At 44.0% G+C, this 13,035-nt stretch carries 12 protein-coding genes and 1 pseudogene; 8 read left to right on the forward strand and 5 right to left on the reverse strand.

The genetic code is table 11. From position 1 onward, the window contains the following. Positions 1–41: 41 nt before the first annotated feature. The 5 genes and pseudogenes from nrdD to TW84_RS17440 all read left to right on the forward strand — a co-directional run. Positions 42–1,310 (forward strand): annotated as a pseudogene (gene nrdD, locus TW84_RS17420) (anaerobic ribonucleoside-triphosphate reductase); the annotation flags it as partial. Positions 1,311–1,415: 105 nt separating this feature from the next. Next, complete coding sequence (gene nrdG, locus TW84_RS17425; protein WP_045977041.1) at positions 1,416–1,883, forward strand: anaerobic ribonucleoside-triphosphate reductase-activating protein; 468 nt, start codon at positions 1,416–1,418, stop codon at positions 1,881–1,883. Positions 1,884–2,053: 170 nt separating this feature from the next. Further along, the gene (locus TW84_RS17430; RefSeq protein WP_045977042.1) at positions 2,054–3,235 is read left to right on the forward strand and encodes an amino acid aminotransferase; all 1,182 of its coding nucleotides are present in this window, start codon (positions 2,054–2,056) and stop codon (positions 3,233–3,235) included. A 75-nt stretch (positions 3,236–3,310) separates the two neighbouring features. Beyond that, the gene (locus tag TW84_RS17435) at positions 3,311–3,961 is read left to right on the forward strand and encodes an ATP-dependent zinc protease family protein (RefSeq protein ID WP_045976896.1); all 651 of its coding nucleotides are present in this window, start codon (positions 3,311–3,313) and stop codon (positions 3,959–3,961) included. Positions 3,962–4,176: 215 nt separating this feature from the next. Then, on the forward strand, positions 4,177–4,587 hold the full coding sequence (locus TW84_RS17440) for an NUDIX hydrolase (RefSeq protein ID WP_045976897.1): 411 nt from the start codon (positions 4,177–4,179) through the stop codon (positions 4,585–4,587). A gap of 35 nt (positions 4,588–4,622) precedes the next feature. Here the strand turns inward: TW84_RS17440 and TW84_RS17445 are convergent, their stop codons facing one another. Together TW84_RS17445 and TW84_RS17450 are read right to left on the reverse strand one after the other, a co-directional pair. Further along, on the reverse strand, positions 4,623–5,096 hold the full coding sequence (locus tag TW84_RS17445) for a BamJ family beta-barrel-assembly machinery protein (RefSeq protein ID WP_045976898.1): 474 nt from the start codon (positions 5,094–5,096) through the stop codon (positions 4,623–4,625). 15 nt (positions 5,097–5,111) lie between these two features. Further along, positions 5,112–5,738: a thioredoxin domain-containing protein gene (locus TW84_RS17450; protein WP_045976899.1), complete on the reverse strand. Its 627-nt coding sequence runs from the start codon at positions 5,736–5,738 to the stop codon at positions 5,112–5,114. A gap of 234 nt (positions 5,739–5,972) precedes the next feature. Between TW84_RS17450 and TW84_RS17455 the strand changes: the two genes are divergently transcribed. Together TW84_RS17455 and TW84_RS17460 are read left to right on the forward strand one after the other, a co-directional pair. Further along, a complete protein-coding gene (locus TW84_RS17455; RefSeq protein ID WP_045976900.1) occupies positions 5,973–6,590 on the forward strand; it encodes an OmpA family protein in 618 nt (205 codons plus the stop codon). A 101-nt stretch (positions 6,591–6,691) separates the two neighbouring features. Beyond that, a complete protein-coding gene (locus TW84_RS17460; protein ID WP_045976901.1) occupies positions 6,692–7,474 on the forward strand; it encodes a substrate-binding periplasmic protein in 783 nt (260 codons plus the stop codon). An 8-nt stretch (positions 7,475–7,482) separates the two neighbouring features. On the opposite strand, the gene glpC is transcribed toward TW84_RS17460, so the two are convergent. From glpC to glpA, 3 genes are read right to left on the reverse strand one after another with little or no spacing between them, the layout of a single operon-like run. Continuing rightward, entirely contained in the window at positions 7,483–8,712 is a 1,230-nt protein-coding gene (gene glpC, locus TW84_RS17465; protein WP_045976902.1) for an anaerobic glycerol-3-phosphate dehydrogenase subunit GlpC, read from the reverse strand. Next, positions 8,709–10,013: a glycerol-3-phosphate dehydrogenase subunit GlpB gene (gene glpB, locus TW84_RS17470; protein WP_045976903.1), complete on the reverse strand. Its 1,305-nt coding sequence runs from the start codon at positions 10,011–10,013 to the stop codon at positions 8,709–8,711. Before glpB ends, glpC begins: the two co-directional genes overlap by 4 nt. Further along, positions 10,010–11,677 carry an anaerobic glycerol-3-phosphate dehydrogenase subunit A gene (gene glpA / locus TW84_RS17475; RefSeq protein ID WP_045976904.1) on the reverse strand — a complete coding sequence of 556 codons (1,668 nt, stop codon included), beginning with the start codon at positions 11,675–11,677 and terminating at the stop codon, positions 10,010–10,012. The genes glpB and glpA overlap by 4 nt, the downstream gene beginning before the upstream one ends. Positions 11,678–12,153: 476 nt before the next feature. Between glpA and TW84_RS17480 the strand changes: the two genes are divergently transcribed. Next, a complete protein-coding gene (locus TW84_RS17480; RefSeq protein WP_045976905.1) occupies positions 12,154–13,005 on the forward strand; it encodes an MIP/aquaporin family protein in 852 nt (283 codons plus the stop codon). The last annotated feature ends 30 nt before the right edge of the window (positions 13,006–13,035 follow it).

The raw sequence follows: 13,035 nt of genomic DNA on the forward strand, positions 1-13,035 counted from the left end.
TTTTCTTATTAAATTCGTGAGAGTTGATTGCTATAATACATAATGGCCAGACACCTTTTGTTACCTTCGGGTTTGGCCTAGGGACCAGTTGGGCTTCTCGATTGATCCAACAGTCGATTCTTAAAAATCGCATTGCTGGTTTAGGCAAAAACCGTAAAACGGCCGTATTCCCTAAGCTCGTCTTCGGAATAAAAGATGGATTGAATCATAAAGCCGACGATCCTAACTATGACATTAAGAAGCTTGCACTAGAGTGTGCATCAAAACGTATGTACCCAGACATTCTCAATTACGACAAAGTGGTTGAGGTGACGGGTTCATTTAAAACGCCAATGGGATGTCGTAGTTTCCTAGGAACCTATGAGGAAAATGGTGAGTTGATCCATGAAGGGCGCAATAACTTAGGTGTTGTTAGTCTCAACCTCCCTCGAATTGCAATTGAAGCAAAAGGTGACGAGGGCAAGTTTTATCAGATTTTGAATACGAAGCTAACACTGGCTCGTCGCGCTTTAGAAACACGCATTGCTAGGTTAGAGAACGTCAAAGCACGAGTGGCTCCAATTCTTTATATGGAAGGCGCTTGCGGCGTTCGCTTAAAGGCTGATGAACCTATTGCTAACATTTTTAAACATGGCCGCGCGTCTATTTCTTTGGGTTACATAGGTGTTCATGAAACGATTAATGCTTTGTATGGCAAGCAGACACATGTTTATGACAACTCAGAACTTCGACAGAAAGCGCTCGATATCATCAAGCATCTTAAAGATACGGTAAACCAATGGGCTGCAGAGTCGGGTTATGGTTACAGCTTGTATGGTACGCCTAGCGAAAATTTATGTAGCCGATTCTGTCGCATAGATACAAAAGAGTTCGGTGTACTGGAAGGGGTCACAGAGAAAGGTTACTACACCAACAGTTTCCACCTCGATGTAGAGAAGAAGGTCAACCCATACGACAAAATCGATTTTGAAATGCCTTATCCGCAGATTTCGAGCGGTGGTTTTATTTGCTACGGCGAGTTTCCAAATATGCAGCGTAATGTTGAAGCATTGGAAAACGTGTGGGACTACAGCTACAACCGCGTTCCTTACTATGGTACCAACACACCTATCGATGAATGTTATGAATGTGGGTACAACGGTGAATTTGATTGTACGAGTAAAGGATTTACGTGTCCTAACTGTGGTAATCACGATTCCACTAAAGTCTCTGTAACCCGTAGAGTGTGTGGCTACTTGGGCAGTCCTGATGCGCGGCCGTTTAATTTTGGTAAGCAAGAAGAAGTTAAGCGTCGGGTTAAGCATCTATAGAATCCATAGATGAATGGATTCAGTGACGAAAACAGGGCGGGAGTGACTCGCCCTTTATCATCAGCACGAAAGCATTTTCTCAAGTATCTAACATCGGAAAACGTCATGAACTACCACCAATACTATCCTGTGGATGTAGTTAACGGGCCAGGCACACGTTGTACTTTATTTGTCTCTGGCTGCATACATCAGTGCCGCGGGTGTTATAACCAATCGACACAGCGAATCGACTCAGGAGTATTGTTTACTCAACAAGTGGAAGACCAAATTCTGCAGGATTTGAAAGATACTCGTATTAAAAGACGGGGGCTTTCGTTGTCCGGTGGTGATCCACTCCATCCAGCCAATGTAGCTGATGTTCTTCGGTTGGTTAAGCGGGTACGTAAAGAGTGCCCGGATAAGGATATCTGGATGTGGACAGGCTATAGGCTAGCCGAATTGACGGTGTCGCAACAAGAAGTGGTCGCACTACTTGATGTCTTAGTTGACGGTAAGTTTGAGCAGGAGAGCAAAGATCTCAACCTAGAGTGGCGTGGTAGCTCCAATCAGATTATTCACCGATTCAAGATTTAGATCCACCTAGTAGGTTTTTATTCTGACAGGTCTCTTGATGTTGCAAATATGTTAATGGTAAAAGGTTTTTATCCTGTTTTGCTCTTAGGCACTAAAATTTTATTTCTGAATTAGGGGATTAAATGATAAGTTGGATACCGTTACTTGAATTTCAAAGGGTTATGACTTTCATGTTCTCTCATTTACCAACACCTACACTGGATCCTATCCTTTCATTATCAGTCGCTTACCGCAATGATCCTCGTCCTGACAAAGTGGACTTGGGTATTGGCGTCTACAAAAACAGTACTGGTCAAACGCCAGTCATGAAAGCAATATCTCAAGCGCAGGATATTGTGGTCGAAACGCAAAAAACGAAATCTTACGTCGGCTTGGCTGGCTGTGAAGAGTTTAACCAGAGTATGGTTGATTTACTGCTGTCGGGTACTTCAGCCATGGATCGCGTCGCCGCTATCCAAACGCCGGGCGCCAGTGGCGCACTGCGTATGTTAGGCGACCTGATGAAAGTCGCTCAGCCTGAAACGACGGTTTGGATTTCAAACCCAAGTTACGTTAATCATCGTCCAGTAATGGAAGCCGCAGGCCTTAAAGTGAAGCTGTACAGTTACTTTAGCCCTGAAACCAAACAGGTTGATACGGCACGAATGTTAGAAGAGTTGTCTCAGGCGGGGCCAAAAGATGTGGTCCTTCTACATGGGTGTTGTCACAACCCGACCGGGGCTGACATTGATTTTTCTGCGTGGCAGGCGGTGACGGAGTTATCACAGAAAAACGGTTTTATTCCGTTTGTTGATATTGCATACCAAGGCTTTGGTGACGGTTTAGAGGAAGATGCCAAAGGTTTACGCTTTATGGCGGACAATGTGGAAGAGATGCTGATTACCACATCTTGTTCAAAGAACTTTGGCCTTTACCGTGAACGTACGGGTGCCGCCATAGTGGTTGGCAAGTCATTGCAAGATGTTGGCAATGCAAAAGGCAAGTTGCTAACGCTCGCACGTGCAACGTATACAATGCCGCCAGACCATGGAGCTGCGCTGGTAAAAACCATCCTACAAAGTGAAGTGCTGACCGGTGTTTGGAAACAGGAATTGAGCGAAATGCAGCAGCGCCTGCTGAACCTTCGTCAAACCTTATGTAATGAATTGAGAAATACCCATAACACGTCACATTTCGATTTCATTGAAGGCCACAAAGGCATGTTTACTGTGCTAGGCTTTACTCAAGACCAAATGACGCAACTCCGTGAAGAATATGGTATTTATGGTGTTGGAGATGGTCGAATTAACATCGCAGGTTTGACTGAAAAAGACATTCCTTACGTAGCCGATGCGATAGTTAAAGTGTCTTAAGTGTCGCTTTAAGGCTCACACTGATGTGGGCCTTTTTTAAAGTGGTCCTATCTTGTTATTGAATTAGGTGATCGAATGAACAAAACATGGAAATTCCTGATTCCAGTTATGCTGAGTGGCGGTTTAATGGCGTGTTCAACGCCAGGTCCGCAGCCAGCAGAACCAGACAAAAAACCGCAAATTGAAAAGCCTAAAGTAGAGCAGTCAGATAAAGAAGCCGAGAAACCGCGTAAGCCGGAACCCAAACCGGAGGTGAAACCAGAGAAAAAACCACCGCCAAAACCACAACCGAAGAAAACATCGGATGGAAAACTGATCCTCGGTGAACAGGAATGGGTGTATATTCCTGGGCTTGAAGAGAACTTTAAAGCGCGTATCGATACCGGTGCGACAACGTCATCAATCAGTGCTACCGATATCGTTGAGTTTGAACGTGATGGTAAAGACTGGGTGAAGTTCAAGATCGAACACGACGGTACCAAGAGTAAAGAGATTGCTCTTCCAGTGCAGCGCTGGGTGAAAATTCGTCAGTCGAGTGCAGATGAAGCTGAGCGTCGCCCTGTTGTTGAATCTTGGATCCAGATTGGAGATTTGAAAGAAAAAACAGAATTCACGCTTGCAGATAGAACACATCTCACGTTTCCGTTGTTACTCGGTCGTAGCTTCTTCAAAGATGTCGCCATTGTCGATGTAAGCAAGAGGTTTGTACAGAAAAAGCACAAATAAAAAATATCGCTCAGTTTAAACGGCACCCATAAGGTGCCGTTTTTATTATTTTACATTGCGTTTTTTGAACGTAGTGAAAGAACTGAATTGCATATTCGGTTACTCTACGCTGGTTTTTAACATTCAGTATCGGTGTCAGACATTTCTAATCTAAAAAACACAACTCGTCTGAGCCTGAAGCGCCGATATAGTCAGCTTAATCCAAGGAGCCCCCAATGAAGCATTTAGCGATGGCCGTCGTCATCAGAGATGGAAAAGTTCTGATTCAGGAGCGCTACCGACCTGCTCAAGGTATGATTATGGAATTTCCCGGCGGTGAAGTGGACAGCAATGAGTCTGGTACCAATGCCGCGATCAGAGAACTGTATGAAGAGACTCATTTGAGTGGATTGTCTCACGTTGCGACTTACAGCGATATTAATGAATATGGTGGAAGAATATACTATGTTGTTCTTCATGCAGATAAATCGACGCTAGCTGTTGCCCATTCAGAACATAGGCAGCAAACTTTTCATTGGATGACAGCGGAGGAAATTCCGACGACCGATTTCTATAAAGCTGATGTTAACTTTATTCAACAACATTTGAATAAGCATCTTTGCAGAGAGTTAAAAGAGCTCGTATAGAAAAAAGGCCAATCACGAATGATTGGCCTTGTTGATTATTGGATTTCCAACAACTCGACATCAAATATTAGCGTTGACGCTGGTGGAATTGGACCACTTCCACCTTTGCCGTAGGCCAGAGGGCTAGGAATGAACAGGCGGAACTTGTCACCTTCTACCATGTATGTCAGGCCTTCTTGCCAACCTTTGATTACTTGGTTAAGAGCGAATGAAATTGGCTCACCACGTTCAACTGAGCTGTCGAACACAGTGCCATCGATTAGCGTACCGTGATAATGCACCTTCACTTTGCTCTTAGCGGTTGGATTGACCGTACCAGTTCCTTTGTTAAGCACAAGGTACTGCAGTCCGGTTTCCGTTGTTACCACACCTTGTTTTTCCCCATTTTCAAGAAGAAATGCTTGTCCTGCTGCAAAGTTTTGTTCGCCAGCTTTGCTGGTCACCATAGTGCGATAAATCATGAAGCCAGCTAGCACTAAAACGACGATTGGGATGATTATTTTAGACATGAGTCCTTTCCGTTTTTACTTAAGGTTGTTTTGAATTAAATAGTTGATTGTCTTGGCAATGTCTTCAACATCTTTATGACCGGATGTCAGCACCATATACTTACCGTTTACGATAAAGGTCGGAACTGAATTAATTTGACCTTTTTCAGTGATATCTTCAGCGACTTGCATTGCTCTGAATAACTGTTTTTGCTGGTCTTGTTTGAGCTCGTAAGGACTGGTTAGTCCGCGAGAGTGGAAAGCATCATCGATGGCTTGCTTTCTCGTTGCCATTGTTGCGTCGTCGCCCATTTGAGCCGCGGTAAACAATTCATTCATCATCGATGTTTCAGGCTTTTTACCCAGTTGCATTTCAGCGCTGTAATAGATCATGGCACCAACTTGCGCACTCTCGTTAAACGTCACGTGGATCTTACCAATGTTTTGCTTGGTGAGTTGTTCCAATTGAGGCAAAACCAGTTCCATTTTTTTACAGTGGCCACAATTGAGTGAAAAAACTTCAGCCACCTGAGGCAAGCGAAAGGTCGATAAGTTGACAGGAAGTGTTTTGAACTGTTTACCCTCCTGTGGGACATCGCTTTCCGCACATCCCGCCAAGAGAGTAGCAAATGCGATGGTCATTAACGCCAGTATCTTTTTCATAGTATGTTCTCTTTGTAGTCGCTGTTGACACTCTGTTTTCAGCGAGATAACAGTAGGCGGATTTTACTCTTTCGCGGCGAGTAACTAAATAGCAAACAGCGTGAAATGCTTATTAAATCATTTCAGAACGTTAAGTCGTCAACATGCGATAAGAAAAGGGTTAAATTATAATTAAAGTATTTCCAGAGTTGCCGATATAAATGATGTATCGAAACGGAAACGAATGGTGGATCAATGAAATATCTTGCCTTACCTTTGCTCTTGCTTCTCACTGGTTGTGGCAATCTGGCTAAAGAAATGCGTTATCTCACGGATGACATGCTAGAGACCGCCCCAAAAACAGACTTCGAAGTACGATACCCTAATTGGGGAGACGCACCTCAACTGGCGTCGTCTGGTGTGAAAGGACCCATGGGGCAGATGCGCACCACCAACTATAGTGATCTGCAAAGTTTCCTACTAAAAAACGGTGTCGACTACGAGGTACTGCCGGGTAACCACATCATGGTCAAGTTAACTGATACGGTCAAATTTAATACTGGCTCGTCCATGGTTAAACCTGATTCGATGTATTGGTTGGACATGATGGGCCGATATTTAGCAACACAGCCGGGCATTGATATTGTGATTGATGGCCATGCTGACAGTACTGGAGCGCCGACTTTTAACGATTCTCTTTCCATGAAACGCGCTAAAGCGGTGAAAAAGCAATTGGTTAGCAACAATGTGGCGATGAATTCTATCTACACACGCGGCTATGGTGAATATGTACCAGCATGTTCAAACACGACAAGTGCCGGAAAAGCCTGTAACAGACGCGTAGAAGTTCTGTTTATCGTTTCGAATAACTGACCAATAATTAGCGTAACTCAAAAGCCAAAGCTAAACTCTTCAAATACGATCTGATGTCTGTAGTTGGGTGGCACGTCGCCTTTTTACGTCGTGGAGAGATTATGCTCATTAAGTTTCAACTTTTCTCAAATTGCCTTGTCGTATTTTTGGCCTACTTACTGTTTTTCGCTACTCCAACCTCAGCGTATACGCAGACGCTCACTATTGCTGTTGGTGGTGAGTACCCTCCATATCATTCCAAAACACTACCGGGTTATGGTATCAACGCTCAAATCGTCACGGCTGCATTTGAAACGCAAAATGTAGAGGTAAAGTATGTTCACTTACCAACTTGGAAAGAGGCATTTGACTTTGCAGCACAAGGCAAAGCCGATGCGACGGCGCTGTGGGAGCTCAACGAAGCGTACAAAGAATCTTTCCTTATCAGTGATGTTGTTTATAAGATAAATGCGCATTTGTTCTACCAAAAACAACAAGTGTTCGACTGGAAGCGAGTGGAAGATTTAGAAGGTCTGAAAGTCAGTGCAGTAGTTGGTGGCTATTACGGCGAAGCGTTTGAAAAGGCGGAGAAAAATGGCAATCTCACTGTTGAGCGAGTGCATGATGAAGCTGAAAACATCAAAAAACTGCTTGCTGGGACTATTGACGTATCGCCACTATATATTTTGCACGTCAACTATGTGCTTAATAGTGAAGGTTTAGAATCCGAGAGAAATCGTTTGACTTATCACCCCACACCTCTGTTTGTGAATACTCTGCATGTACTGCTACCCAACAAGAAGCCTGATAGTCAACAGCATTTGATGACTTTTAATCAAGGTCTAAAAGCCATCAAAAGGAGTGGAAGTCTGCAATCTATTCTCAACACGCATCTTAGCTATTGATATGCGTTCTAAGTGGTTATCGCCATTGCCAGTAACGTGACTGGGTGAATAGTTTCTAGTTGTGTGTTTTCTTCAATTTGCCATTTGCAGGTTTCGCAATCCGTAATAGCGAAGTCTGCCTTGGCTGACTTGATCGATTCAAAGAGATGATGACCAATTTTCATTGAAACATCATAGTTTTCTTCTTTAAAACCATAGGTTCCTGCAAGACCACAGCATTCGCTATCAAGAATGATCAATTCCAATCCAGGTATTTGTTTTAGCACTTCCAAAGTGAAGATGACATTGCCACTTCGTTCGAGATGACAAGGTGTGTGGTAAACCACCCGTTTGTTGAGCGGTTTCATATTCAACGTATTGCCATTCATAAATTCTTTTAATAGAAACTTAGTGATGTATTCAATACGATCGCTAACGTGAGAATTTTTGACGCCTAAAACATGCGGGTATTCCTGTTTGAGTGTAAATGAGCAAGTTGAAGACGTTGAAAGGACGGTATGACCATGGTTAGAAACAGCATCTTCTATGTGTTTGATGTTAAGTTCTGCGTTGCGACGAGCCTTACTATGAAAGCCATTCGCTATCAGTGGGACACCACAACACTTTTCCTTCTCCAAAAGTTGGACGCCGATGCCTAGTGCATTGAGAACCTTGACCAGATCTTTCCCGAGCTGAGGGTGGTTGTAATTGACAAAGCATCCGTGAAAGTAGCTGATTTGACGGGGATAGATATCTTGCTTGGACACGTGTTTTTTGTACCAGTGACGAAACGTTCCGTGGGAGTATTTGGGTAACGATTTGTGCTCGTCGATCCCGACAGTCTTATGCAGGATTTTTTTGACGGGCTTGTTATCCGTTACTTTGTTGATTAATGGAGCGACAGGCGTCGCTAATTGCCCGAAAAGGTCGGTATGGCTGAGTACAAAATCTCTAATGAGTTTAGGGCTATAAGTTTTTTTTCCGTATTTCCCTCTTGCCACAGCAATAATGTCACCAATCTTGACACCAGAAGGACAAGCTGTTTCACAACGTTTGCAGTTGGTACACAGCTTTAATGCTTCATCATAATAGCCGGCGTTTTTTATCCGTAGTCGCTCTCCATCTGGCCCAGATTGTTTAGGACCAGGGTAGAGCGGATTTGTTTTTGCTACTGGGCAGTAAATCGTACATACGGTGCACTTAATACAATGATCAAAACTGGTAACCCGGGGAGCATGATCAGCAAAATAGATCGTCATACTAGGGCCTCCTCTAACGCTATGGCGTGAATAATATTATTCGCGACATGGAAAGCGCTTGCGATAGCAACACCCCCTCCACAGCCTTGTTGTATCGGGTCATAGTGAGCCAACACTGAACCACAGCAGTGCAAGTTGCGAACCGTTTGACTATTCAGAGTTGGATTAAAGTCGCGGTCAGTAATCACGCCATACTGCATGAATGGGTGTGAAGATTGGCTGAAAAAGTCTTTATCTCGCCACTGGCGTCTGTCTTGATGATAATGAACATCTAAGTTAAATATTGGTTCGATAATCTGGTTCGATTCAGCAATGAGTCCATGACTAAAGTAGCTACCTGAAGCAAGTACATAATGTTTGGCGATGAGCGGAAAGTCTTCTAAGTTGGCCGTCTGTATAGAGCGAATAGCCTTTTTGTCTTGATGCCAATGTGCGGAAACAACCTTGTCGCCCTTGAGCTGTATACCCCCCATTTTGGTAAACATACCTTGCAATGCCTCTTCGAGCCTAATTCCCAATAGGGAAGGTGGCATTGTGGGCACTTCATGAAAACAAAGTTGAGTCTCGCTTTGTAATCGTTCCATCAATGCAAGGCCGTCGCCATTACCCATGATGGCTGGAAGAATGACTAGGTCATCCGCAGTGGCTCCTGCGCTTAATTGGTGTACAAAACTCGAAAATGCTTTGGGTTGTTTTAGTGTTCGGGCGATATCGATAGAACGTAGCTCATTCGGGTTTTGTCGTAAAGAGTCAAAGCCAGGAATACGGACCGAAAGTATTTTCTTTTCGACTTGGCGAAACTCTTCGATCTGGTTTAGATTATCGAGGGCAAGTTGAGGTTGAAAATCTCGAAACCCATCAATGGAGATTAAAACGAGCCTCTTTAGTGAGGAATTAGGCAGCCATTGATGGACGTACGGCTGTGACAACCAAGTTGGTTTGATTGTACCCAAGGGAGTGATCCGGTAATGATTATGGCCATTTTGGTTTGACGAGAGTGAGACGCCAGCCTCACTCAGCATGGCTTGAAACCACAGCAGCGCTTTTTTTATCTCAGAAACAGATAGCTTGCTATAAGGGTGGTCAGATGAAAGCGCTTTGAGTACAGGAATGCTTTCAAAAGGGTCTGTCACTTCTAAGCCATTTGGTAGATTGCCGAGTACATCAATTGAACCCGAGGAGAAGTGCAGGGAGCTGTGGCCTTGATTAATCAAGACGGTTTTTAATCCCGATTCCAAACACTTCAAAGCTGAGCAGTAACCCGCTATTCCGCCTCCTATCACAACGACATCATACTTCATCTGGTCTCCTCCTTCTCGTCTTTACGAGGGATGCATTGACCAGCACCAAATAAACCTTGGTAAATCCAATGGCTAAACTCAGCCTCTCTAAGCGCATCGCCCCAGAAGATGGGCTTAGTACCTTTCCATCTCTCTTCTAGGAATTCATTGAGGAGCTGACTACACTGATTACCGTCGTGGTTGGCGTACTGGTTAAACAAGCTTGCTGCGCGATAACTGCAAAGCTCACCCTGACAAGGCCCCATTCCAAGACGTGTACGGCGACGTAAGTCGACCAGAGTATGTACATTGAGTTGTTTAATCGCGTATTCGATTTCGCCTGCGGTAACCATTTCACACTCGCAAATCACTGCTTGTTTGTCGACACTTTCATTCAGAAAATCAGAAGCACGCTCACCATGACGGTAATATGCTGATTCGTAGACAGGCTTTACGATACTGGCTGTTTTCTTTGGCTTGCTAACTGGTTTGTTTGAGCCGGGAAGGGGTGTGATATGTGTGGTGCATGGCTCACTTACAGATAGCTTCTCGGCCAGCAAGTCTGTCGCCCATTCTGCCATTAGTCGGTAGGTCATGAGTTTACCGCCAGTTACAGTAGTGAAGCCTTTCAGACCATCCCGTTTTTCATGATCAAGTAATACGATACCTCGGCTGATATTGCGGCCGCTTCCATCATCATCGACGGAAACCAGTGGTCGTACGCCAGCATAGGCACGAAGTACACGAGTATTAGCCATGATAGGAGCAAGCTTCGCTCCTTCTTTCAGCAACACGTCGACATCTCGTTCGGTAACATGGAGATCATTAATTTGATCGTAATCGATATGTTCTGATGTCGTTCCGATGAGAGAAATGGTATCTCCGGGCACTAATATATCGGCGTCTGAAGGTTTTCGGCAGCGATTGATGACGAGGTTGTTGATTCGATAATCGAGTATGAGTAACGATCCTTTTGCTGGGAACATTCTGATGCTGAGATCGGCATACTCGCAAATGTTTTGTCCCCATATACCAGCAGCGTTGATGACTTGCTTTGAAAATATTTGAAAGGATTCGTTCTTCTCAGTGTTGTAGCCGTTCACGCCAAGGACTGTATCTTCATGACGTATTAAGGAAGTAACTTTGGTTTTGTTGAATAGAAGCGCTCCGTGCTCGTTGGCATCTAAAACATTAGACGCGCATAAACGAAATGGATCCAATGTGCCATCTGGTACTTGGACCGCCGCTTTTATTTTGGGGTTAACATTAGGTTCCAGCTTAAGGGCTTGTTTAGCCGACAATCGCTTGGTGGGGATATCCGCTTTGCTGCAAGCGTCAACAAATGTGTCCTGAAAGCTAAGGTCGTCTTCAGGTAAGGTAATAAAGAGACCACTTGTATCCTCAACACAATGACGAGCAATGTTTTTAAGTATGCGGTTTTCTTGAATACACTCTTTTGCTGATTCACCATCTGTGACGGCGTAACGAGCTCCAGAATGAAGTAATCCATGATTGCGTCCAGTAGTTCCCGACGCAATATCGTCTTGTTCTAATAAAATGCAACGGATACCACGCAGTGAGCAATCGCGCATGATTCCTGTACCTGTTGCGCCCCCGCCGATGATGACCACATCAGTTTCGAACCGTTTAACCATAGTAAATTTGGGCCTTGGTGAAATGTCCATAATTATAATGTGCCATTACTTTCATTTTATTTTCGTTAACTTGTTCACATATGAGCGAACGAGTATTTTGTGGTTGTTGTGTTGCTCATCATTAACCGTTTATTTTTGCAATCAGTTAAAATACGGGCAGATATACACGGTTAAGACGGTTTAAAAGTATACGTAACAATAGTTCAACATATGACGAGTGATTGATTAGAGTAAATACACCTGTTTTGTGTCAATGCTTTTTGAGTGCAAGCGTTAGTGGGGGTGCATTAGAGCAATGTGAGAATATTGTTAATAGTGGTTTTTAAAGTGAAGATCAAAAAATTGATTTAATTAACAAAATAGAGAACATAAAAATAACAAAATGTGCTCGAACGCTCATTAATCAGTTGTGAACGTTTAATCTCATACCTATGTATGCAAAATACGATGCGCAATCAATACAAAAACTAAATTGCACATATTTAATGTAAACAAGGACTCTTACTATGACGAATAGAAAACCCACCTTACTTGGTGAATGTATCGCTGAGTTTATAGGTACCGGACTATTGATATTCTTTGGCGTTGGCTGTGTAGCCGCTTTAGTACTTGCGGGTGCTCAGTTTGGGCAATGGGAAATCAGTATTGTCTGGGGCTTTGGGGTAGCTATTGCTATCTACTGTACAGCAGGTGTGTCAGGAGCGCACATCAACCCCGCTGTCACGATTGCATTGGCGGCTTTTCATGGATTTGATAAAGCCAAGGTTGTGCCTTACATCATCGCTCAAATGTTGGGCGCTTTTTGCTCAGCTGCGTTGGTATACAGTTTGTACAGCAACTTGTTCGTCGATTATGAGATAGCACAGGGTTTTGCGCGCAGCAGCCAAGATGCATTGGCAACGGCAGGAATCTTTTCTACATACCCTCATGCGTCGTTGTCGTTTGCCGGAGCGCTAGCGGTTGAGTTTGTTATCACAGCGGTTCTAATGTTTGCCATTTTAGCACTAGGTGATGAAAACAACGGCGCGGCTCGTGGCGCAATGAACCCGCTACTGATTGGTGTTTTGATTGCTGTCATAGGTGGCTCTCTTGGCCCACTAACGGGTTTTGCAATGAACCCTGCACGTGACTTTGGCCCTAAGTTGTTTGCATACCTTGCAGGTTGGGATTATGCGCTCTCCGGTGCTAAAGAGATCCCATACTTTATCGTCCCTATTTTAGGTCCGATTGCTGGCGCATGTTTTGGCGCTTGGGCTTACCCGAAATTTATCGCTCAATACCTGCCAAATACAGGGACAGGTTGCACGATTCCAAACCAGTGTGAAGACACTGAAGAGAATCAAGAAGCGCACGTTTAATACTAAAATTACAAATAGAAATCTCGAAAC

Origin of the sequence: Vibrio neptunius (genome assembly GCF_000967495.1) — a bacterium.
Lineage (GTDB): Bacteria > Pseudomonadota > Gammaproteobacteria > Enterobacterales > Vibrionaceae > Vibrio > Vibrio neptunius.